This window comes from Streptomyces sp. NPDC042100, from assembly GCF_055582325.1.
Window position 1 is genome coordinate 109,537 of the sequence record NZ_JBVJDK010000002.1, and the last position, 22,080, is coordinate 131,616.

Here is a 22,080-nt window from a genome sequence, read left to right on the forward strand (position 1 = left end):
GGGCCCCCGCCAAGAGAAACCCACCCATACGCCTCTATCTAGACAGACGGAGATTCGCCATGCCCACACGCGGCCGCCTGCTGGCCGTCCGCATGCCCAGACGAGTGGCCACCGGAACTGTCCTTGCGCTGTCGTTGGCCCTGTCGGCCGGCGTCGCCCAAGCGGTGCCCCTCCAGCCTGAAGCATCCGGACTGCCGGGATTCTCGAACAATCCTGACCCCATCACCGGGACGAACGCGGCGAAGGCGAAGCCCCGCCCCCTCGACGACGCACGCAAGTCCGCGGTCACCACACTCGATCCCGCGACCCTGCCCCAGGCGGGAAGCGCCGTGCTGTCCCTGCCCACCGGCTCTCCGCTCGCCTCCCTGGGGCAGGCCCCGGCCCCGCGCTCCAAGGCGACGGTCGGCGGCATGCCGGTCTCCGTCGCGGCCGTCACGAGCGAGGCCGCCGCCTCACCCCCGTCGACGGTGGAGGTCAACGCGCTCGACGCGAAGAGCGCGGTCCGCTGGGGCGGTGCCGCACTCTTCACGGTGAAGCGCGCCGACGCGGGCTCCACCGCCGCCGTCCGCATCTCGCTGGACTACTCCCGGTTCGCCGACGCCGCGGGTGGCTCCTACGGGTCCCGGCTGCGTCTGCTCGAACTACCCGCGTGTGCCGTCACGAAGCCCCCCGGCAGTGCCGACTGCAAGGTCACGCCGAAGGCCGTCGTGTCCCAGAACGACCCGGCGAGCCACACGGTGACCGCCGAGGTGTCCGCCGCGCCCATGAACAGTGGCGGCACGGTCTACACGCTGTCCCCCGGGGACTCGTCCTCCAAGGGCGACTACAAGGCCACCTCGCTGGCGCCCTCGGCCAGTTGGTCCGTCTCCAACTCCGCCGGCGCCTTCGCGTGGAACTACCCGCTGCGTACGGTCCCGACCCCCGGCGGTCTCACCCCGACCGTCGGCCTCGGCTACTCCGCCCAGTCGGCCGACGGGCGCACCTCCGCGACCAACAACCAGGGCTCCTGGATCGGTGAGGGCTTCGGCTACGAGCCCGGCTACATCGAGCGTTCGTACAAACCCTGCTCGGAAGACGGTCACAGCACGTCGGGTGAGCAGTGCTGGGCCTTCGACAACGCGACGGTGATGCTCAACGGCTCGGCCAGCTCGCTGGTCAAGAGCGATGCCACCGGCAAGTGGCACTTCGCCTCTGACAACGGCGCGAAGGTCGAGCAGCTCACCAGCAGCACGTACGTCACGGGTAACGGTGACAACGACGGCGAGCACTGGCGGATCACCACGACGGACGGCACGGAGTACTACTTCGGCCTCAACCGTCTGCCGGGATGGACGACCGGCAAGGAGGAGACCGCCTCCACCTGGACCGCACCGGTCTTCGGCGACGACGCGGGCGAACCCTGCTACAACGCCACTTTCACCAGCGCGCACTGCAAGCAGGCATGGCGATGGAACCTGGACTACGTCAAGGACCTCCGCGGCAACGTCATGTCCTACTTCTACGGTGCCGAGACCAACTACTACGCGCTGAACGGCAAGACGGACGTCAACGGCACGGCCTACCACCGCGGCGGCTTCCTGAAGCGCATCGACTACGGTCAGCGCGACAAGTCCGTCTACACCTCCAAAGCGCCCGCACGTGTCCAGTTCACCGTCGGCGAGCGCTGCCTCGCGGATACCCAGGTCTTCGACTGCGCACCGTCGAACTTCACGGCGGCGAACTCCACCTACTGGCCCGACACACCGGTCGACCGGAACTGCGCCGCCAACAGCAAGTGTGCGGCGAACCAGAGCACCCAGACCTTCTGGACGACCAAGCGACTCACCGGGGTCACCACTCAGATGAGCAGGAGCTCGGTCGCCGGCGAGTACTCCGACGTCGACGCCTGGACCTTCACCCACATCTTCACGGACAACGGAGACAGCACAAAGACTCTTTGGCTGTCGAAGATCGACCATAAGGGAAGCGCGGGGGCCGAGAGCAAGGACATGCTGTCGCTCGAGCTCGGCGGCACCCATCTGATGAACCGGGTCGACAGCGACACCGACAACACCGACCCGTTCAGGCGGCTGCGGCTCGCCAGCGTCCTGAGCGAGACCGGGGCGCAGCTGGACATCACCTACGCCCCACGCGAATGCGCACCCACCGCCCTGCCCCAGCCTGGCGCGTCCACGAAGCGCTGCTTCCCCGTCATCTGGGCACCGCCCGGCGAGATCCAGCCCAAGACCGACTGGTTCCACAAGTACGTCGTCCAGGACATCGTCGAGACCGACCGGACCGGCGGCGGCGAGGAATCGGTGACTCACTACGACTACCGCGGCAGCGCCGGCTGGCGGTACACGGAACCTGACGGCATCACGGACCCGAAGTTCCTGACGTGGAGCCAGTGGCAGGGATACGGCAGCGTCGTCGTCACCAGTGGCAGCAAGCAGAAGCCTTCAACCCGGGTCGAATACACCTATCTCCAGGGTCTGGACGGGGACAAACCCCCCACCGGCACCCAACCCCGCCAGGAGAAGGTGACCGACTCCACGGGTAAGGAGTACACGGGCGAGAAGGAGTACACGGGCTTCCAGATCGAGGCGCAGACCTACAACAGGGCCATCGGTGGCAAGGTCGTCGCCAAGACCATCAGCGAGCCCTGGAAGGCCGTGACGGCCACGCAGACCAAACCGTGGGCCGTCTCGAACGCCTCCGTGGTCAAGTCCCATGTGACGCGCGGCTACAGCATCAAGCCCGACAACACCTGGACCGCCACCAAGTCGCGCTCGTACTTCGACGACGCCGCTCCCAACCGGCGCCTGAAGAAGACCGCCGACTTCGGCGACACCTCGACCACGGCCGACGACACCTGCACCGAGCTCTGGTACGCCGACACCCCGGATCGGAACCTCTACGACCTTCCCTCGCGCAGCGAGGCGATCGCCGTCGACTGCGACTCGACGCCGGACCGCAAGACCCAGGTCCTCGCCGACGAGCGCACCACCTACGACGCCTACGGCAGTGCCACGCGGACCGAGCGGCTGACGGCCCACGACGGCGTCAAGGCGACCTACCAGCTCACCGGCATCACCACGTACGACACCTACGGCCGCCCGACCAGCCAGAAGGACGCGGAGCAGCTCCAGAAGCCCGCGGCCGACCAGGTGGCGACGACCATCGCGTACACCGACGTCAACGGCCTGATCTCCCAGACCAAGCAGACCAACATGCTCGGCCACGTCACGACGACCGACTACGCGCCTGCCTGGGGCGTCTCGGCCGGTCAAACCGACCCGAACGGCAGGCGCACCGATCTCGCCTACGACGCACTCGGCCGCCTCACCTCCGTCTGGCTCGCGGACCGGCCCAAGACGTCCACGCCCAGCATCAAGTACTCCTACGACGTCCGCCGCGACCTGACCACCGTCGTCAAGACCGAGAAGATCCAGAACGACGGCACCTACGGAGCCGAGTACCAGCACTACGACAGCCTGCTGCGCCCCCGCCAGCTCCAGACTCAGGGCGCCAACGGCACTCGCATGGTCGGCGACGTCTTCTACGACGCCACAGGCAAGACGAAGATGTCCTACGACACCTACAACGCCGCCGGCCCGGCGTCCGATGTACTGCTGAACGTCACCAGCGGCGACGTCCCCTCGCAGAAGGCGTTCGAGTACGACGGTCTCGGCCGGACCACCGCGGAGATCTCCCTGACCGGCGGTGTCGAGCAGTGGCGTACCACCACTGACTACGACGGAAACCAGGCCCACGTCGACCCGCCCGTGGGCGGTGTCCCGACGACCACCATCCTGGACGCGCAGGGCCGGGTGAGCGAGATCCGCCACTACCGCACCGCCTCCCCCGACCCTGTCGGCCCGGGCGCGCAGTACGACTCCACCACGTACACGTACACGCCGCGTGGGCAGCTGGAGACGGTCACGGACCCCGGGAAGAACGAGTGGCGGTACGAGTACGACCAGCTCGGGCGCAAGACCAAGACGGTCGACCCGGACGCCGGCACGTTCCTGACCGAGTACGACGGCATGGACCGTCCGAAGCAGTCGGTCGACGGCAGCAAGAAGAAGACCTCCTACCTCTATGACACGCTCGGGCGCCCCACGACGACGTGGGAGGGGGAAGCCGGCACCGGAACCAAGCTGACCGAGACCAAGTACGACCGCGCCGGCTACCTCGGCGAGCCCTGGGCCTCTTACCGCTACACCGGCGCGACCACGTACTTCGCGAGCATCGTCCAGCACCGGGACGCGCGCTACCGCCCCCTGCGGGTGGACTACCTCGTGCCGGCCGCCGACGAGGTCGCCAAAGCCACCTACACCTTCACCACGAGCTACAAGCCCGACGGCACGGTCGCCAGCACATCGATGCCGGCGGCGGGCGGCCTGCCCGGCGAGACCTTCGCCTACGGCTACGACGAGCTGCAGCGACCCGTCTCCATGACGAGCCCCGTGTCCAGCTACGTCACCGACACGCGGTACACACCGACGAGCAGACTCAAGGGCCTGACGCTCACGACCGGCAGCCGGGAGGTCCAGCGCGAGTTCTTCTACGAGCGGGGGACCGAGCGGCTCACCAGGTCGACGGTCGGAATCGAGAACGTCGGCCTCGCGGCGGACTCCTCCTACTCGTACGACCAGGCCGGGAACGTCCTGTCCATCGCGGACATCGCGGGCACGTCCCCGGACGTCCAGTGCTTCGGCTACGACTCCGCCCAGCAGCTGACCGAGGCATGGACCCCGGCGGCCACCGGAACCGACGCCACCGGCTCCGGCACGGTCGGCACCACGCTGAACGGGCGCTCTCCCACGGCCTGCGCCGCGGCTCCCGGCACGGGCCCGCTGGGCGGTCCCGCCGCGTACTGGACGTCGTACACGACCGACGCGATCGGCAACCGCACCCAGGAGATCAGGCACGACACCGGCCTGGATCCGGCGAAGGACGTCAAGAGGACCTTCACCTACGGTGACAAGGTCGGCCCGCACGCGGTCACGAAGGTCATGCAGACGACCCCGGCCGGCGACAGCGAGTTCCTCTACACCTACGACAGCGGGGGCAACACCCGCACCCGTACCGCCGGCGGCGACACCCAGACGCTCGACTGGGACGCCGAGGGCAGGCTCGCCCGCACGCTGGAAGCGGACGGCAAGGAGGCGACCTACGTCTACGACGCGTCCGGCGAACGCGTCATGCGCCGCGACGCCAACGGGACCACCGTGTACCTGCCCGGCATGGAGCTGAAGCTCCCCAAGCAGGGCACCGCTGTCGAGGCGACCCGGTACTACTCCTTCGCCGGACAGAGCATCGCCGTACGCCAGGACAACGGCACGCTGTCGTTCCTCGGCTCCGACCACCAGGGCACGAGCACCCTGGCGATCAACCCCGCGACCGGTGCCGTGTCGCAGCGGCGGTTCGACCCGTACGGCGCGCCACGGGGCGCGGCCTCCGGCGCCTGGCCGGGCGAGAAGGGCTTCGTGGGCGGCACGCTCGACGCGCAGACGGGACTGACGCATCTAGGGGCGCGTGAATACGACCCGGCACTGGGCAAGTTCATCTCGGTCGACCCCCTCATCGACTTCACGCGGCCCGAGCAGATGAACGGCTACGCGTACGCGGGCAACAGCCCCGTGACGCGGTCCGACCCGTCGGGCCTCATGGAAGCGGAATGCCGCCAGTCCGGATTCGTATGCCGAGGCGGAGTCGTCGTCGGCACGGCGTCGGACAACACGGCGAGCGGCACGGCGGACACGGAGGTGACCCGCGCCGAAAGCGACGTCTCCGCGTCCGAGAAGAACCTCAAGTCCTCCAAGCAGAAGGTGAAGGCAGCGGCAAAGGCCCTCACCAAGATCGCGATGGAAGAGCTGGGGATCGACGCGGCTCTCGACTGCTTCTCGAGCGGCGACCTGAGCGCCTGCGGAGAAACCGCCCTCAACATCGCCGGCAGCTTCGTCGGTGGCCTCGCGGGCAAGCTCGCGGCCAAGTACGTGAATCCATGGAAGTGGTCCAAGGGCGTAAAGCTGGTCAAGCGCGTGTGGGGTCTCCTCGATGACCTGCTGAGCGGCATGAAGGAGGTCTGGGACAACTCCAAGGCACTCGGCAAGGCCAAGGATGCCTTGAAGGCCGCCCAGGAGAAGGTGAAGGCGCTCGCCGGCAAGGGTAAATGCCCCACGCCTCACAGCTTCCTGCCAGGCACCAAGGTCCTCATGGCAGACGGGTCAACGAAGAACATCGAGGACGTCGAGCCAGGCGACCAGATCACCGTCACCGACCCGGAAACCGGCGAGACGACCATCCGCCGAGTCGCCGGAACCATCGTGACGGAAGACGACAAGACCTTCGTCGACCTCACCATCCAGGCGAAGGCGGGCAAGCCCGCCGCCCTCATCTCCACGACGACACACCCCTTCTGGGTCCCGTCCGAGGCCCGCTGGGTCGAGGCCGGCGAACTGACCCCGGGCATGACCCTCCTGACGCCCTCCGGCGAGACAGTCCAGCTGACGGCCGTCCGCAATTTCGACAAGCGCCAGCGAACACATGACCTGACGGTCACGGGCATCCACACGTACTATGTGCTGGCGGGGGCAACTCCGGTCCTGGTTCATAACGTAAACGAAGGCAAACTCTGCGATTTGACCCTCGGGCCCAACTTGAAGGGGCAGAAGGCAGAGGGGGTTACCGCTGAGCGCGGAGACACCGTTCTTGCCCATGAGCAGAGAATGGTCAACGAGTTCGGGGATCGGAATGGTTGCGCTGCTTGCGGTGCCGAGAAGTCCGGCTATAAGGATGGACACTGGACTGGTGACCACAACCCGCCGAATAGGATCTCCCCGAATGGTCCATGGACTCTGTATCCACACTGCAAGGCGTGTTCCAAACAGCAGGGTGGAATCGTGCGAACGCTAATCAAGGAGTACTACGACTTCCCGGCGTGGAAGCCGAGACAATAGGTGGATTAAATGATGCTTTTCGCCTCGTGCGTGACAAGATTCGCGCACGGTCTGGTTATTGCTGCCGCACCCGGGAGCGCTGACAACCACGCAGGCTGGGACGTGGCTGCTGATGTAGTGCACGGTGGTCCGGACTCCTTGTTCATTGCGGTGCAGCAAGCTGCTAGCGGTCCGGCCTCGGTCCAATGTGTGCAGGGTCCTTACCGGCCGACTGGAAAGGTCCTTGTGTACTCAGGGAATCTGACTCTCCCCAAGGCATCCCTCGAAATCTCGGATCCGAATGAATCAGTGAGACTGCTGATTCCCGTTCCGAATGTAGAGAATCGGGTCGACGTCTACGGAGACGGAAGCGATGAGCCTGATGAGGTAGTCATCGTTCTGACAGGCGATGAATCATGGTGATCCACAAGCTCTGAAGGGGAGCTCTATCCGATAAGTCGGACGGCACGATAACTTCTCATCTCTGCGTGACGCCTTTCGTCTTTGCATAGCGGTGAACCGCCCCTCTCGGAGCGCAAGAAGCCCCGCCGGACTCCTACCCGGCGGGGCTTCTTGGGCTTTTGACGGCAACGTCGGTGGACGACGGCTGCGATGGGTGGGTCTTCAGGGTCGTCGTCGGCCTGGTCGAGTGCTTCGTTGAGGGTGCCAATGGCCTCTCGCTGGAGGCTGAGCCGTACGTGGGCGTAGACGCCGGCGGTGCGCCGTTGTGGGCGGGGCCGAGGAGTTCCTTGATGACGACGAGTTCGACGACTTGTTGCCGGAGCAGGGCGTTGGAGTGGCCGCTGCCCACCCGGCTCGCGCCGGTCTGCTTCTTCTCTGGAGTCTCTGTTCCTGCGGGGCCCGGAGCAGGTGGCGGCCCGGTCACCCACACGGGTGGCCGTACGTCGTTCTCCCTCCGGCTCGCGCGGGCGCTGAATAGGCTCGGCGACACAGCGAGTCGAGACGCCGCGCGCGTCGCAGGCCGGAGGTATCGCCATGGCCAACATCGTTCAACTCGACCCCAGCGCCTCCCCCTTGGACTACTACGGGTGGGAGCTCCGCCGCTTACGCGAGGCGCACGGGCTGAAGCAGCAGCAGCTCGGGGACATCGTCTTCTGCTCGGGCTCCCTGATCGGCCAGATCGAGACGGCACGGAAGCTCCCGACCCGGGAGTTCTCGGAGCGGCTGGACGCGGCGCTGGGTACGGGCGGACTGTTCAGCCGACTCGTGGGGCTCGTACTGCGGAGCCAGCTGCCGAACTGGTTCCAGCCGTACGCCGAGATGGAAGCCCGCGCGACGTACATCTCCACCTTCCAGACGCAGCTGGTGTACGGGCTGTTGCAGACGAAGGAGTACGCGGCGGCGCTCCTCGCCGTCGACTACCCGAACCAGGTGGACGAGATGGTGGCGGCCCGCATGGAACGCCAGCGGATCCTGGAGCGTGAGGACCCGCCCGTACTGTGGGTCATCCTGAGCGAGGCGGCGCTGTACCAGGAGGTCGGCGGGCGCGAGGTCATGCGGGGGCAACTGGCCCGCCTGCTGGAGTACCGGGACAACCCCTGGGTGCAGATCCAGATCCTGCCGTTCTCCATCGGAGAACACACGGGAATGATGGGGTCGTTCAACCTCCTCAGGTTCGACGGCGACCCCGACCTCTTCTATTCGGAGAGCTACGACCAGGGGCACATGACCGCGAATCCGACCGTGATCAAGGAGCGCTCCGTCAGCTACGCTCGGCTGCAAGCCACGGCCCTCTCCCCCGAGGACTCGGCGGCACTGATCGCCCGCGTGATGGAGGAACGCTATGGAGACCCGTCCTGACCTGACCGGCGCCCAGTGGCGTAAGTCGTCGTACAGCGGGACCAACGGCGGCGACTGCCTCGAAGTCTCCGACAGCCGTCCCGGTGTCGTCCCCGTCCGTGACAGCAAGCGGCCCGCCGGGCCCGTTCTCATGGTGCACGCCGCCGCCTGGCAGACCTTCGTGGACGCCGTCCGCTAGAGCGTCCGCCGCATCTCCCAGAGCAGCACCTCCGCGTCACCGGTCGCGAGCAGGGCCAGGCCCTCCGCGTCGGTGACGCGTGCCGCGTCGCCCTCGTACAGCTCCTCCCCCGCCAGCCGGACCGTGCCGCGCGCCACGTGGACGTAGACGAAGTCGGCGTCCGGGACGGCCGCGCGCTCGCCCTGCTCCAGGCGGCGGACGTGCAGCATCGCGCCCGACGCCGGGAGGGCGTACGGGGTCGCGTCGGCGATGCCCCGGACCACGTCGTAGGCCGGGTCGCCGCCGGGGGTCAGCGGGGCCAGCCACATCTGGACGAAGACCAGCGGGGCCGGGCCGTCGTTGCGCTCCACGTGCCGGACGCCCTCGGCGGCGCTCAGGTGCTGGAGGTCGCCGGGGCGGACGACCGTGGCGTGGCCGGTCGTGTCGCGGTGGGTCAGCTCGCCCTCGACCACCCACGTGACGATCTCCGTGTGGCTGTGCGGGTGCTCGTCGAAGCCGGCGCCCGGGGCCAGCCGCTCCTCGTTGACGGCGAGCAGCGCGCCGAAGCGGAGGTTGTCCGGGTCGTAGAAGCGACCGAAGGACAGGGCGTGCCGGGTGTCGATCCCGGCCTCGGGGTCTCCTCCGGGGTACCGCTCCCCGGCGCGCTGGATGCGTATCACGGGATCACGGTAGCGGCGGGCGCGGCGCGGGCGGCCGTGAAAACGGACCGGCCCCGCACGCCGCCGTCCCGATAAGGCAGTCTTGTCCCCGTGTCTGAACCAGTGAACGCCGCTCACCCCCATGCCGCGACCCTGAAGCGCCTCGAACAGTCCTCGGGGCGGCTCGCCGCGAGCGCCATCGCCCGCATGGACGAGACGCTGCCCTGGTACCGGGCGATGCCGCCCGAGAACCGGTCGTGGATCGGCCTGGTCGCCCAGGCCGGCATCGCCGCGTTCACCGAGTGGTTCCGGCACCCCGAGACCCCGCAGGCGATCTCCACCGACGTGTTCGGGACCGCGCCGCGCGAGCTGACCCGGGCGATCACGCTGCGCCAGACCGTCGAGATGGTGCGGACGACCATCGAGGTCATGGAGAGCGCGATCGACGGGGTCGCGGCGCCCGGCGACGAGAGCACCCTGCGCGAGGCGCTGCTCGTGTACGCGCGGGAGATCGCCTTCGCCACCGCCCAGGTGTACGCGCAGGCCGCCGAGGCCCGGGGCGCCTGGGACGCGCGGCTGGAGTCGCTGGTCGTGAACGCGGTGCTGTCCGGCGAGGCCGACGAGGGCGCCGTGTCCCGGGCCGCCGCCCTCGGCTGGAACTCGCCGGACCACGTCTGTGTGATCCTCGGCACGGCGCCGGACGGCGACAGCGAGCTGACCGTCGAGGCGATCCGCCGGGCCGCCCGGCACGCCAAGCTCCAGGTGCTCACGGGCGTGCTCGGGGACCGGCTCGTCGTCATCGCGGGCGGCAACGACAACCCGCTGGCCGTGGCGAAGGCGCTGATCGGGCCGTACGCGCAGGGTCCCGTGGTGGCCGGGCCCGTGGTGCCCGACCTGCTGGCCGCGACCCGGTCCGCGCAGGCCGCCGCCGCCGGGCTCAAGGCGTGTTCGGCCTGGCAGGACGCCCCTCGGCCGGTTCTCGCGGACGATCTCCTGCCGGAGCGGGCCATCGCGTCCGACCCTTCGGCGCGCGAGCAGCTGGTGGAGGAGATCTACAGACCGCTGGAGGAAGCGGGCTCGGCGCTGCTCGAAACTCTCAGTGTCTATCTGGAGCAGGCGAGCAGCCTGGAAGGCGCGGCGCGGATGCTCTTCGTCCACCCGAACACCGTGCGCTACCGGCTTCGACGTGTGACCGACGTCACCGGCTGGTCACCCTCCGACGTCCGCTCCGCGTTCACCCTGCGGATCGCGCTCATCCTCGGGCGCTTGGCCGACGCGGAGACGCAGTCCTAGACTTTTGTCGAACACCAACAATTCGACCGACGGTTCTTCGTCCTTGTCCCCACGGGCGTCCGGGACCGTCCCCAAGAGAGAGTGTGAGGGTGCTCGTACTCGTCGCTCCCGGCCAAGGCGCCCAGACGCCCGGCTTCCTGACTCCCTGGCTCGAACTCCCCGGTGCCGCCGACCGCGTCGCGGCCTGGTCCGACGCCATCGGGCTCGACCTCGCCCACTACGGCACGAAGGCGGACGCGGACGAGATCCGCGACACCGCCGTGGCCCAGCCGCTGCTGGTGGCCGCCGGTCTGCTGTCCGCCGCCGCCCTCGGTGAGGTCGCTCCCGGCGCCGCCTTCGGTCTCGGTGCCGTGTCCCCCGGCGCCGTCGCCGGTCACAGCGTCGGCGAGTTCACCGCCGCCGCGTTCGCGGGCGTCCTCGACGACACCGCCGCGCTGCGTCTCGTACGCACCCGTGGCCTGGCGATGGCCGAGGCCGCCGCCGTCACCGAGACCGGCATGTCGGCGCTGCTCGGCGGCGACCCCGAGGTGACCGTCCCGCACCTGGAGAAGCTGGGCCTGACCCCGGCCAACGTCAACGGCGCCGGCCAGATCGTGGCCGCCGGCACCCTGGAGCAGCTGGCCGCCCTGGAGGCGGACAAGCCCGAGGGCGTCCGCCGCGTCGTGGCCCTGAAGGTCGCGGGCGCGTTCCACACGCACCACATGGCCCCGGCCGTGGAGAAGCTGGCCGCCGCCGCCCAGGAGCTGTCCCCGGCCGACCCGGCCGCGCGCTACGTCTCCAACAAGGACGGCCAGGTCGTCACCGGCGGCGCGGAGGTCATCGCCCGCCTGGTCGGCCAGGTCGCCAACCCGGTCCGCTGGGACCTGTGCATGGAGACGTTCAAGGAGCTCGGCGTCACCGGCCTGATCGAGGTGTGCCCCGGCGGCACCCTGACCGGCCTCGCCAAGCGCGCCCTGCCCGGTGTCCCCACCGTGGCCCTGAAGACCCCCGACGACCTCGACGCGGCCCGCACGCTTGTCGCCGAGACGGCCACGGCCTGACAAGGAGTGTCGAGAAGCATGGCGAAGATCAAGCCCAGTAAGGGCGCCCCGTACGCGCGTATCCTCGGCGTCGGCGGCTACCGTCCGACCCGGGTGGTGCCCAACGAGGTGATCCTGGAGAAGATCGACTCCTCCGACGAGTGGATCCGTTCGCGTTCCGGCATCGCCACCCGCCACTGGGCGTCCCCGGAGGAGACCGTCACCGCGATGTCGGTGGAGGCCTCCGGCAAGGCGATCGCCGACGCCGGGATCACCCCGGAGCAGATCGGCGCGGTCGTCGTCTCCACGGTGTCGCACTTCAAGCAGACCCCCGCGGTCGCCACCGAGATCGCCGACAAGATCGGCGCCGGCAAGCCGGCCGCCTTCGACATCTCGGCCGGCTGCGCGGGCTTCGGCTACGGCCTCACCCTCGCCAAGGGCATGATCGTCGAGGGTTCGGCCGAGTACGTGCTGGTCATCGGCGTGGAGCGGCTGAGCGACCTGACGGACCTGGAGGACCGCGCGACGGCCTTCCTGTTCGGCGACGGCGCCGGTGCCGTGGTCGTCGGCCCCTCGGACGAGCCGCACATCGGCCCCACGGTGTGGGGTTCGGAGGGCGACAAGTCCGAGACGATCAAGCAGACCGTGCCGTGGAACGAGTTCCACATCGGCGACGTCTCGAACCTGCCGCTCAACGAGCAGGGCGACATCAAGTTCCCGGCCATCACGCAGGAGGGCCAGGCGGTCTTCCGCTGGGCCGTCTTCGAGATGGCGAAGGTCGCCCAGCAGGCGCTGGACGCGGCCGGGATCTCGGCGGACGACCTGGACGTCTTCATCCCGCACCAGGCGAACATGCGGATCATCGACTCGATGGTGAAGACCCTCAAGCTGCCGGAGCACGTCACGGTCGCCCGTGACGTGGAGACCACCGGCAACACCTCGGCCGCCTCGATCCCGCTCGCGATGGAGCGGCTCCTGGCGACCGGCAAGGCGAAGAGCGGCGACACGGCGCTCATCATCGGCTTCGGGGCGGGTCTCGTCTTCGCCGCGACGGTCGTTACTCTCCCCTAGGCACTCCGGATCCTTCCGGACGCCTCATTTTTTCTCAGCACACACAAAGAACAAGAAGGAGCGCCACCATGGCCGCCACCCAGGAAGAGATCGTCGCCGGTCTCGCCGAGATCGTGAACGAGATCGCCGGCATCCCGGTCGAGGACGTCGCGATCGAGAAGTCCTTCACCGACGACCTGGACGTCGACTCCCTGTCCATGGTCGAGGTCGTCGTGGCCGCCGAAGAGCGCTTCGACGTCAAGATCCCCGACGAGGACGTCAAGAACCTCAAGACGGTCGGCGACGCGACCACGTACATCCTCGAGCACCAGGCCTAATCAGCCCTAGGTGTCCCGGTTCGCCACCCAGCGGTGGCGCCGTTTTTCGACCATCACACACATGGAGAAAGAATTCCTGTGAGCTCGACCAATCGCACCGTGGTCGTCACCGGTATCGGCGCAACCACTCCGCTGGGTGGCGACTCCGCTTCCACCTGGGAGGGCCTCCTCGCGGGCCGCTCCGGCGTCAAGCCCCTGGAGGGCGAGCGCTTCGAGGAGCTGCCCGTCCGGATCGCCGCGCGTGCCGCGGTGGACCCCTCCGAGGTGCTGCCCCGCCCGCTGGCCCGCAAGCTGGACCGCTCGGCGCAGTTCGCGCTGATCGCGGCCCGTGAGGCCTGGGCGGACGCGGGCTACACCGCGCCGGCCGGTGAGGACGAGAAGGTCATCCCCGAGCGGCTCGGTTCCGTGATCGCCTCCGGCATCGGCGGCGTCACGACCCTGCTCGACCAGTACGACGTGCTCAAGGAGTCCGGCGTCCGCCGCGTCTCCCCGCACACCGTCCCCATGCTGATGCCCAACAGCCCCTCCGCCAACGTCGGCCTGGAGGTGAACGCCCGCGCGGGTGTCCACACCCCGGTCTCCGCGTGCGCGTCGGGTGCCGAGGCGATCGGCTACGCCGTCGAGATGATCCGCACCGGCCGTGCCGACGTGGTCGTCGCGGGCGGCACCGAGGCGGCGATCCACCCGCTGCCGATCGCGGCCTTCGCCAACATGATGGCGATGTCCAAGAGCAACGACGAGCCCGAGCTGGCCTCGCGCCCCTACGACAAGGGCCGGGACGGCTTCGTCCTCGGCGAGGGCGCCGGCGTCGTCATCCTGGAGTCCGAGGAGCACGCGAAGGCGCGCGGCGCGAAGATCTACTGCGAGGTGCTGGGCCAGGGCCTGTCGGCCGACAGCCACCACATCGCGCAGCCCGAGCCGACCGGCCGGGGCATCGCCGCCGCGATGCGGAACCTCCTCGACTCGACGGACCTCAAGCCGTCCGAGGTCGTCCACCTCAACGCCCACGCCACGTCGACGCCGCAGGGCGACGTCGCCGAGATCAAGGCGCTGCGCCGGGTGCTGGGCGACGACCTGGACCACGTCGCGATCTCCGCGACCAAGTCGATGACCGGCCACCTCCTGGGCGGCGCGGGCGGCATCGAGACCGTCGCGACGGTCCTGGCGCTGCACCACCGCCTGGCCCCGCCGACCATCAACATCACCGACCTCGACCCCGAGGTCGACGCCGACATCGTCCGCGACGAGCCGCGCGAGCTGCCCCAGGGCACGATCGCCGCGATCAACAACTCGTTCGGGTTCGGCGGGCACAACGTGGTGCTGGCGTTCCGCTCGGTCTGACCCGGCCGACACCGCCGACAGACCCGCCCCCGGTGGCCGGACGGAGTCCGGCACAGCGCCCCGAAGCCCGCGAAGCGGTGCGAGGGGCGCACGAGGGAGAGGTCAACTCGTTCGGGTTCGGCGGGCACAACGTGGTGCCGGCGTTCCGCTCGGTCTGACCCGGCCGACGCGTATACGAAGGAGGCCCGTCCCCGACCGGGACGGGCCTCCTTCGTATGCCGTGCACAGCGGGCTCAGACCACCTGGTGCAGCCAGCGGACCGGGGCGCCCTCGCCCGCGTAGCGGAAGGGCTCCAGCTCGTCGTCCCAGGGCTTGCCGAGGAGTCTGGCGATCTCGGCCTCCAGGACCGTCTCGCCCTGGGCCGCGCGGGCCAGGGCGGCGCGCAGCCGGTCCTCGGGGATCATGATGTCGCCGTGGATGCCGGTGACGGCGTGGAAGATGCCCAGCGCGGGGGTGGCGCTGTAGCGCTCGCCCTCGGCGGCGGCGGAGGGCTCCGCCGTGACCTCGAAGCGGAGCATCTGCCAGCCGCGCAGCGCGGAGGCCAGCGTGGAGGCGGTGCCGGTGCGCCCCTGCCAGGAGAGCTCGGCTCTCCAGGTGCCGGGGGACGCCGGCTGGCGGATCCAGTCGAGCTGGACCCTCGCACCGAGAACGCCCGCGACCGCCCATTCGACGTGCGGGCAGAGCGCGCGCGGTGCGGAGTGTACGTACAGGACTCCACGTGTCGTCACCGGGACCTCCAGTGTGGGACGAGGTTCACCTTGCCCAGCAGCCTCAGTAAACACATCCGGCGCAGATCTTCGCAAACCCCCAAAAAGGGGACAGCATGTGACGTGATGTAATTTACCGGACCCGATCGGCCGAGGCGCCTCTGGTTCGACGGGGAAAAGCTACCGTGCCGCACCCACATCTCGGTGACGTACGGTCGGTCGGAAGCGGGTGGACACGAACCTTTCACCCGCCAGGACGCCGAGGAGGGGCCCCGGGGATGCGCGGGCGACGTCGAATCCGTACCACCGCCGCCACGGTCGCGCTGCTGTGCGCCGCCGCGCTGCCGGGCTGCTCGGCCGGCGGCGGGCGCCCGGAGGCCGCCGCCTCCGCGCCGAGGCCGACGCCGAAGCCGACACCCTCCTGGGACCCCTCCCCCGGCTCCCTGGCGGCGGTCGGGGACTCCATCACCCGCGCCTTCGACGCCTGCGGGGTGCTGTCCGACTGCCCGGAGGCCTCCTGGGCGACCGGCACCGATCCGGCCGTGGGCAGCCTCGCGGTGCGGCTGCTCGGGCCCGAGGGCGCGGCGGCGAGGAGCTGGAACCTGGCGCGGACCGGGGCCCGGATGGCGGAGCTGCCGGAGCAGATGGCCGAGGCGGCGGCCCGGCGCCCGGAGCTGGTCACGGTGATGATGGGCGCCAACGACGCCTGCCGCCCCGAGCCCGGGCTGATGACCCCGGTCGAGGACTTCCGGGCCTCGTTCACGGCGGCGCTGGGCCGGCTGCGGGCGGGCGCGCCGAAGGCGCAGGTGTACGTGGCGAGCCTGCCGGACCTGAAGCGGCTGTGGGCGACCGGCCGGGTCAGCCCGCTGGGGCGCCAGGTGTGGGGGCTCGGGGTGTGCGGCTCGATGCTGGCGGACCCGGAGGACCTGGGCCCGGCGGCGGAGGCGCGGCGGAACCGGGTGCGGGACCGGGTGGTGGCGTACAACGAGGTGCTGCGGGAGGAGTGCGCGAAGGACGCGCGCTGCCGCTACGACGGCGGGGCGGTCTTCGGCTTCGCCTTCGAGGGCGGGCAGCTCAGCCGCTGGGACTGGTTCCATCCGAGCCGGGACGGCCAGGCGCGGCTGGCGGAGCTCGCGTACCGCCGGATCGGCGGCACGGCGTAGCGGGGGCGGAGGGCCCCGGGGCGGGAGTCAGGTGCCGCCCCGGGGCCGGTCTCGGGGCCCGGGAGGTCAGAGCTCCAGGGTCGCGGTCAGGCGGGCGTCGGCCAGCGAGTGCGCCGCCAGGACCTGGTAGCCGCCGGTGACGAGGGTCCAGGCGTTCGTCTCCTCGTCCCAGATCTCGAAGGCGCGGCGCGGCAGTTCGACGGTCGTCTCGACGGTCTCGCCGGGGCCCGCCTCGACGCTCGCGAAGGCGGCCAGCCAGCGGGCCGGGCGCTCGACGGAGTCGTTGACCGGGGCCAGGTAGAGCTGGACGATCTCGCGGCCGGTGCGCTCGCCGGTGTTGGTGAGGCGGACGGTGGCGGTGTCCGAGGTGACGACGAGGGAGTCGTACGTCCAGGTGGTGTAGCCGAGGCCGTGGCCGAAGGCGTACGCGGGGACGGCACCGGCCTTGTCCCAGGCCCGGTAGCCGATGAACACGCCCTCCTCGTAGTGGAGTTCGCCGTCGGTCGGGGTGACCTCGGTGACGGGGACGTCGGCGAGGGCGACGGGCCAGGTGGTGGGCAGCCGGCCGCCGGGCTCCTCGGCGCCGGTGAGGACGTCGGCGAGTGCGGCGCCGCCCTCCTGGCCGGGGAACCAGCTGAGCAGGACGGCGGCGACCTCCTCGCGCCAGGGCAGCTCGACCGGGGAGCCGGCGTTGACGACGACCACGGTGTTCGGGTTGGCGGCGGCGACGGCCCGGACGAGGTCGTCCTGGCGGCCCGGGAGGGCGAGGTCCTTGCGGTCGAAGCCCTCGGACTCGACGCGCTCGGTGGTGGCGACGACCACGACGGCGGTCTCGGCGGCGCGGGCGGCCTCGACGGCTTCGGCGATCAGTTCGTCGGGGTCACGGCGGGGACCGAGGTGGACGAAGGAGAACATGACGGCCGGGAGCGGGGCCGCGAACTCCTTGTCGAGGGTGTGCAGCAGGGAGACCTCGACGGTCTCGCCGGCGGTGAGGGCGACCCGGGCGCGCTCGACGGGCGCGCCGAAGAAGGCCTCGAAGGGGTCGGTCTCGGGGCCGATGGCCTGGACGCCCTCGTAGCGGGTCTCCCCGGCGACGGCGAGCGCGAAGGCGCCGAGACCCCGGGTGCCGAAGGAGTGCTCGCCGGTCTCGCGGGGCGTGAAGGAGCCGATGACCTCGATGGAGGCGAGGGCCTCGTGGGTGACGCCGGCCGGGAGGTCGTCGCCGATCCACTGGACCTGGCCGTTGGGCAGGGTGCCCTCGCCGAGGACGGTCCCGGCCGCGTCGCGGCAGACCGCGCGGAGGGTGAAGCCCTGGTCGGCGGGGGTGAGCTCCTCGCTGGGGTCGGCGCCGACGTGGAAGGTGAGGGCGCCGTCGGGGAGCGCGGCGGTGAGGCCGTCGAGCGGGGAGACGACGTGGTCGGGGAAGACCTGGGCCGAGCCGCCGCCGAGGACGCGGGCGTCGCGGGCGGCGGCGCCGGAGAGGGCGACGGTGCCGGGCCTGAGCGGCAGGGCGGCGTTCTCGTTGCGGACGAGGACGAAGCCCCGGCGGGCGACCTCGCGGGCGAGGGCGTCGCCGTCGATCGCGGCGGGCGGCTCGGGGACGGCGGCGGGGGCGCCTTCGAGGGCGCCGACGCGGGCGGCGAGCCGGAGCACGTTGCGCACGGCCGCGTCGACGGCGGACTCCTCGACGTCGCCGGTGCGGACGGCGGCGGCGAGCGCCTCGCCGTAGACGGTGTGCGGGCCGGGCATGGCGACGTCCATGCCGCCCTCGATGTCGCCCTTGGTGTCGCGGGCGGCCATCCAGTCGGAGACGTTGTAGCCGTCGAAGCCCCACTCGCCGCGCAGCACCTCGTTGACGAGGTAACGGTGCTCGGTCATGGTCGTGCCGTTGACCCGGTTGTAGGCGGTCATGATGCCCCAGGGGTGGGCGTTCCTGACGATGGCCTCGAAGGGCGCCAGGTAGAGCTCGCGGAGCGGGCGCGGGGCGATCTTGTTGTCGACGGTGAAGCGGTCGGTCTCGGCGTCGTTGCCGACGTAGTGCTTGACGGTGGTGCCGACGCCGCCGTCCTGGACGCCCTGGACGTAGCCGGTGCCGATGGCGCCGGTGAGGTACGGGTCCTCGCTGTACGCCTCGAAGTGGCGCCCGCCGAGCGGGGTGCGGTGCAGGTTGACGGTGGGGGCGAGGAGGACGTGGACGCCCTTGCGGCGGGCCTCCTGGGCGAGCAGCCGGCCCGCCCGGCGGGCGAGCGCGGGGTCCCAGGCGGCGGCGAGGGCGGTCGGGGACGGCAGGGCCACGGAGGGGTCGTCGGCGGTCCAGCGGACGCCCCGGACGCCGATCGGGCCGTCGGACATGACCAGGGAGGCCAGGCCGATCTCGGGCAGCGCGGGGAGCGACCACATGTCCTGGCCGGCGAGCAGCCGGGTCTTGGTGTCCAGGTCGAGCTTGGCCAGGGCCGCCTCGACGGCCTCCTCGCGCTGGGCGTCGGCATCCGTCGCGGGCGTCGCGTTCGTCTCCGGCACGGCCGTACCTCCTCGTTGAAGTGCTGGTGTCGCCATGGTGACCCCATCTACCTGTAGATCGGTAGGTTACGTTAGCGTTTCGTTATCAATAACGCCGGATACGGCATGACGTACGGTCCTCCTGTCAGGGACCTACGGAAGGGGGACGGGGCGATGGCACGGACCAGGAGCGAGGAGCGGCGGACGGAGATCGTCCGCGCCGCCTTGGCGGTGATCGCCGAGCGCGGCTACCGGGGCGCCTCCCTCGGCGCGGTCGCCGAGCGGGTCGGGCTGACCCAGCAGGGGCTGCTGCACTACTTCCCGACCAAGGAGGCGCTGCTCGTCGCCGTCCTGGAGGAGCGCGACCGCTGGGACACCAGCGGCGGGCGGGACCGCGAGCGCTGGCGGCTCGACCTGATGGAGTCGCTGGTCGAGTACAACGCGATGCGGCCCGGCATCGTGCAGACCTTCTCCGCGCTGCTCGGCGAGAGCGTCACCGAGGACCACCCGGCCCGCGCCTTCTTCACCGAGCGCTACACCCAGGTGCGGGAGAACATGGCGGGCGTCCTGCGCGCCGAGTACGGCGACACCCTGCCCGGCGGGCTCACCCCGGAGCGGGTGGCGCCGCTGCTCACGGCGGTCATGGACGGGCTCCAGTACCAGTGGCTGCTGGACCCGGACGCGGTGGACATGGGGGCCTCCTTCCGGGACTTCCTGGCGCTGCTCAAGGCGGACTCCGAACAGGACCCCGAGAAGGATCCCGAACAGGGCCCGAGCGGGGCCCCGCGCACCCGGCCTGACGGACGCCCCTGACGGACAACGGGGCGTGTCCTGGCGGGAGTCGGGGAGGGGAGGCGATACTTCCGGCGGCCCGTCACCGCCGCACGGAAGGACCTCCGTTGTCCCCGATACGCAGCACGCTCGCCCTCGCCCTCGCCGCCGCCTCGCTCGCCCTCGCGACCCCACCCGCCCTCGCGGCCCCCGCCCCCGCCCCCGCCCCCGCCGTCACCGCCGAGGAGGCCCGGCTCGACCGGGCCGCGCCGCAGGAGATCCTGCGGCGCAGCGGATTCGACTCCCTGGCACCGGAGTTCGCCGCGGCGCTGGCCCGCGCCCGCACGGTCCGGCAGGCCGAGGACACCGTCGCACGGTACGGAACCGGGCTGTGGCGGCGGGCCGTCGACCGGGCCCAGGGGCGCGGGCCGCTCCACGGCGACCTGTCCCGGGACGACGACCGGCCGCTGTACTGGTCGCGGCTCGCCCTCACCCGCGAACTGCGCGGCTGGCGGCCGGGATTCACCGTCACCGACGAGGGCCGGGCCCGGCTCATGGACCGGCTGGAGCGCGCCTCGCGCGGGCAGGACTCGATCCGCTACCCGGCCGGCAAGGCGGGCAAGGGCGTCAAGCGGATCCTGCTGACCGGCTTCGACCCCTTCACGCTCGACCGGGACGTGCGGATCAGCAACCCCTCCGGGGCCACCGCGCTCGCCCTGGACGGCACCTGGCTGCGCACCGCCGACGGCTCGCTCGCCCGGGTGGAGACCGCCGTCTTCCCGGTCCGCTGGGCCGACTTCGCGGACGGCACGGTCGAGCGGACGCTGCGCCCGCACCTGCCGGAGCTCGACCTCTTCACCACGGTGAGCCAGGGCCGCCCCGGCCGCTTCGACATCGAGCGCACCAACGGCGCCTGGCGCGGCGGCTTCCCCGACAACGAGAACGCGGCGGAGACCGGGACCGTGCCCGTGGCCGGTCCGGGCGCGCAGCCCCAGTGGACCTCGACCACCCTCCCGTACGCGGCGATCACGGCGGCGGCGACCGGGCGCTTCCCGGTCTACGACAACACCTCGGTGACCGAGGTCCCGGCCGGGACGGACACCCCCGTGGTGCGGCCCGGCGGCCCGACGCCCGGTTCGCTGGCGCGGGCGGGCGGCGGCGGAAACTACCTCTCCAACGAGATCGCGTACCGGGCCACCCTGCTGCGCGACCGGCTCGGCCTGACCGGGCTGCCCGGCGGGCACGTCCACACGCCGGTGCTCCAGTTCGGCGCCGCCAACGCGGACCCGGCGACCGGAACGGTGACCGACCCCGAGTTCGTCCGCAACCGGCTGGACGTCATCGCCCAGGTGCGGGCCATCGTGACGGTGGCGGCGGGCGCCTGAACGGCGGAGCTAATACTCTCTCAGCTCTGTTGATCCTTACCCGGCGGCGCGGGATGATGGCGGCCATGATCGTCGCAGCCACCCAGTTCGCCCCGGTCGCCGGGGACATCGCCGCCAACGTCCGCACCGCCGCCGGGCTCGTCCGGGCCGCCGGGGCAGAGGGGGCCAGGGTCGTCGTCTTCGCCGAGCTGGCCCTGACCGGCTACGAGCCGAGCCTGATCCGGGACACCCCTGCCCTGGTCCTGGCGGAGGACGACCCGCGCCTCGAACCGCTGCGGGCGGCCTGCCGGGAGGCGGGGGCGGCGGCCGTCGTCAACGGACCGGTGCGCACGGCCTCGGGGCGGCCGGGCATCACCACGCTGGTGATCGGGCCGGACGGCTCGCTCCTCGCCCGCTACGACAAGCGGCACCTGTACGGGGTGGAGGCGGAGGTCTTCGCGCCGGGCACCGCCGACGGGCGCTTCACGCTCGACGGGGTCCGGTTCGCGACCGCGACCTGCTACGACAACCGCTTCCCGGAGCTGGCCGAGCGGGCCGCCGCCGACGGCTGCGCGGTCTATCTGGCGAGCTCGGTGCTGGGCGCCGACAACGACTCGTTCGAGACGGTCTACCCGGTGCGGGCCCGGGACTTCGGGCTGCACGTGGTCCTCGGCAACGTGCTGGGGGCCAACGAGGACGGCGTCGGGGCCGGGCACGCGGGCGCCTGGGGCCCGGACGGGCGCAGGACCGCCGACGCGGGCGGCACGGAGCCGGGATACGCGCTGGCGGAGGTGCCGGACGGCCGCTGACGGGGAGGCACCGGCCGTCCGGCGCGCGGGGTCCGCGCGGGCCCTGGGCACGCGCGGACGCGCCGGCGGACCGGCGGACCGGCGGACCGGCGGACCGGCGGACCGGCGGACCGGCGGACCGGCGGACCGGCGGACCGGCGGACCGGCGGACCGGCGGACCGGCGGA

15 protein-coding genes and 1 pseudogene are annotated in these 22,080 nt (G+C 70.9%); 12 read left to right on the forward strand and 4 right to left on the reverse strand.

Translation table 11 applies throughout. The annotated features are described in order from the left end of the window. Nucleotides 1-329 precede the first annotated feature (329 nt). Nucleotides 330-6,944, forward strand: a complete 6,615-nt coding sequence (locus tag ACZ6J5_RS04750) for an RHS repeat-associated core domain-containing protein (protein ID WP_469387624.1) — start codon at nucleotides 330-332, stop codon at nucleotides 6,942-6,944. 578 nt (nucleotides 6,945-7,522) lie between these two features. On the opposite strand, the pseudogene ACZ6J5_RS04755 reads toward ACZ6J5_RS04750, so the two are convergent. After that, nucleotides 7,523-7,722 (reverse strand): annotated as a pseudogene (locus ACZ6J5_RS04755) (site-specific integrase); the annotation flags it as partial. A gap of 197 nt (nucleotides 7,723-7,919) precedes the next feature. Between ACZ6J5_RS04755 and ACZ6J5_RS04760 the strand changes: the two are divergent. Together ACZ6J5_RS04760 and ACZ6J5_RS04765 are read left to right on the forward strand one after the other, a co-directional pair. Beyond that, a complete protein-coding gene (locus ACZ6J5_RS04760; protein ID WP_469387628.1) occupies nucleotides 7,920-8,744 on the forward strand; it encodes a helix-turn-helix domain-containing protein in 825 nt (274 codons plus the stop codon). Further along, on the forward strand, nucleotides 8,728-8,922 hold the full coding sequence (locus ACZ6J5_RS04765; RefSeq protein WP_469387630.1) for a DUF397 domain-containing protein: 195 nt from the start codon (nucleotides 8,728-8,730) through the stop codon (nucleotides 8,920-8,922). The genes ACZ6J5_RS04760 and ACZ6J5_RS04765 overlap by 17 nt, the downstream gene beginning before the upstream one ends. Here the strand turns inward: ACZ6J5_RS04765 and ACZ6J5_RS04770 are convergent. Next, nucleotides 8,919-9,581 carry a pirin family protein gene (locus ACZ6J5_RS04770; RefSeq protein ID WP_469387632.1) on the reverse strand — a complete coding sequence of 221 codons (663 nt, stop codon included), beginning with the start codon at nucleotides 9,579-9,581 and terminating at the stop codon, nucleotides 8,919-8,921. The two genes, ACZ6J5_RS04765 and ACZ6J5_RS04770, sit on opposite strands and share 4 nt — an antisense overlap. 90 nt (nucleotides 9,582-9,671) lie before the next feature. On the opposite strand from ACZ6J5_RS04770, the gene fasR reads away from it, so the two are divergent. The 5 genes from fasR to fabF all read left to right on the forward strand — a co-directional run bounded on the left by fasR (nucleotide 9,672) and on the right by fabF (nucleotide 14,601). Continuing rightward, entirely contained in the window at nucleotides 9,672-10,853 is a 1,182-nt protein-coding gene (gene fasR / locus ACZ6J5_RS04775) for a fatty acid biosynthesis transcriptional regulator FasR (protein WP_469387634.1), read from the forward strand. An 89-nt stretch (nucleotides 10,854-10,942) separates the two neighbouring features. Further along, nucleotides 10,943-11,893 carry an ACP S-malonyltransferase gene (locus ACZ6J5_RS04780; RefSeq protein WP_469387636.1) on the forward strand — a complete coding sequence of 317 codons (951 nt, stop codon included), beginning with the start codon at nucleotides 10,943-10,945 and terminating at the stop codon, nucleotides 11,891-11,893. A gap of 18 nt (nucleotides 11,894-11,911) precedes the next feature. Then, a complete protein-coding gene (locus tag ACZ6J5_RS04785; RefSeq protein WP_362475050.1) occupies nucleotides 11,912-12,943 on the forward strand; it encodes a ketoacyl-ACP synthase III in 1,032 nt (343 codons plus the stop codon). A 68-nt stretch (nucleotides 12,944-13,011) separates the two neighbouring features. After that, the gene (locus ACZ6J5_RS04790; protein WP_469387638.1) at nucleotides 13,012-13,260 is read left to right on the forward strand and encodes an acyl carrier protein; all 249 of its coding nucleotides are present in this window, start codon (nucleotides 13,012-13,014) and stop codon (nucleotides 13,258-13,260) included. A gap of 78 nt (nucleotides 13,261-13,338) precedes the next feature. Next, entirely contained in the window at nucleotides 13,339-14,601 is a 1,263-nt protein-coding gene (fabF, locus tag ACZ6J5_RS04795; RefSeq protein WP_469387640.1) for a beta-ketoacyl-ACP synthase II, read from the forward strand. A 233-nt stretch (nucleotides 14,602-14,834) separates the two neighbouring features. Here the strand turns inward: fabF and ACZ6J5_RS04800 are convergent, their stop codons facing one another. Further along, nucleotides 14,835-15,329 carry a DUF3145 domain-containing protein gene (locus ACZ6J5_RS04800; RefSeq protein ID WP_469387642.1) on the reverse strand — a complete coding sequence of 165 codons (495 nt, stop codon included), beginning with the start codon at nucleotides 15,327-15,329 and terminating at the stop codon, nucleotides 14,835-14,837. Between the two features lie 257 nt (nucleotides 15,330-15,586). On the opposite strand from ACZ6J5_RS04800, the gene ACZ6J5_RS04805 reads away from it, so the two are divergent. After that, complete coding sequence (locus ACZ6J5_RS04805; protein ID WP_469387644.1) at nucleotides 15,587-16,471, forward strand: SGNH/GDSL hydrolase family protein; 885 nt, start codon at nucleotides 15,587-15,589, stop codon at nucleotides 16,469-16,471. Between the two features lie 66 nt (nucleotides 16,472-16,537). Here the strand turns inward: ACZ6J5_RS04805 and ACZ6J5_RS04810 are convergent, their stop codons facing one another. Continuing rightward, nucleotides 16,538-19,027: a beta-glucosidase gene (locus ACZ6J5_RS04810; protein WP_469387646.1), complete on the reverse strand. Its 2,490-nt coding sequence runs from the start codon at nucleotides 19,025-19,027 to the stop codon at nucleotides 16,538-16,540. Nucleotides 19,028-19,144: 117 nt separating this feature from the next. Between ACZ6J5_RS04810 and ACZ6J5_RS04815 the strand changes: the two genes are divergently transcribed. The 3 genes from ACZ6J5_RS04815 (at nucleotide 19,145) to ACZ6J5_RS04825 (ending at nucleotide 21,914) form a co-directional block, all read left to right on the forward strand. Continuing rightward, the gene (locus tag ACZ6J5_RS04815; RefSeq protein WP_469387647.1) at nucleotides 19,145-19,783 is read left to right on the forward strand and encodes a TetR/AcrR family transcriptional regulator; all 639 of its coding nucleotides are present in this window, start codon (nucleotides 19,145-19,147) and stop codon (nucleotides 19,781-19,783) included. Nucleotides 19,784-19,869: 86 nt separating this feature from the next. Next, nucleotides 19,870-21,126 carry a pyroglutamyl-peptidase I gene (locus ACZ6J5_RS04820; RefSeq protein ID WP_469387649.1) on the forward strand — a complete coding sequence of 419 codons (1,257 nt, stop codon included), beginning with the start codon at nucleotides 19,870-19,872 and terminating at the stop codon, nucleotides 21,124-21,126. Nucleotides 21,127-21,191: 65 nt separating this feature from the next. Continuing rightward, the gene (locus ACZ6J5_RS04825; protein ID WP_469387651.1) at nucleotides 21,192-21,914 is read left to right on the forward strand and encodes a carbon-nitrogen hydrolase family protein; all 723 of its coding nucleotides are present in this window, start codon (nucleotides 21,192-21,194) and stop codon (nucleotides 21,912-21,914) included. Nucleotides 21,915-22,080 lie beyond the last annotated feature (166 nt).

Bases quoted from the DNA above. Each gene is read 5' to 3' on its own strand.
- ACZ6J5_RS04760 (WP_469387628.1), top strand. From the start codon at position 7,920: ATGGCCAACATCGTTCAACTCGACCCCAGCGCCTCCCCCTTGGACTAC.
- ACZ6J5_RS04765 (WP_469387630.1), top strand. From the start codon at position 8,728: ATGGAGACCCGTCCTGACCTGACCGGCGCCCAGTGGCGTAAGTCGTCG.
- ACZ6J5_RS04785 (WP_362475050.1), top strand. From the start codon at position 11,912: ATGGCGAAGATCAAGCCCAGTAAGGGCGCCCCGTACGCGCGTATCCTC.
- ACZ6J5_RS04790 (WP_469387638.1), top strand. From the start codon at position 13,012: ATGGCCGCCACCCAGGAAGAGATCGTCGCCGGTCTCGCCGAGATCGTG.
- ACZ6J5_RS04805 (WP_469387644.1), top strand. From the start codon at position 15,587: ATGCGCGGGCGACGTCGAATCCGTACCACCGCCGCCACGGTCGCGCTG.
- ACZ6J5_RS04810 (WP_469387646.1), bottom strand. From the start codon at position 19,027: ATGGCGACACCAGCACTTCAACGAGGAGGTACGGCCGTGCCGGAGACG.
- ACZ6J5_RS04815 (WP_469387647.1), top strand. From the start codon at position 19,145: ATGGCACGGACCAGGAGCGAGGAGCGGCGGACGGAGATCGTCCGCGCC.
- ACZ6J5_RS04825 (WP_469387651.1), top strand. From the start codon at position 21,192: ATGATCGTCGCAGCCACCCAGTTCGCCCCGGTCGCCGGGGACATCGCC.